Here is a 237-nt window from a genome sequence, read left to right on the forward strand (position 1 = left end):
TTTCAGGACGGAAAATGGACGACCATTCTCGAAACTCCTGAAAAGAAATATCGCCTGGATGATCTTTCTGCGGTTTGGTACAGAAGGGCTTACAATATAGGCACTGGAGTAAGAGAAGAAATGGATGAAAAATTCTATGGTGCAGCAATGGGAGAGATCCGCAATACACTTTTCGGATTCCTGGAATCGGTAGATGTCTATTCTCTGGGAAAACCTAGTGTTTACAGAAGGCTGGAC

1 protein-coding gene is annotated in these 237 nt (G+C 43.5%); it reads left to right on the plus strand.

Features of this window, described 5'->3' with window-relative positions:
• Positions 1–237: MvdC/MvdD family ATP grasp protein (locus ACPYOJ_RS36740; protein ID WP_481420596.1), on the plus strand; the 237-nt coding region annotated here is incomplete at both ends.

It is taken from the genome of Rhizobium sp. SVR5-9E (genome assembly GCF_056755095.1).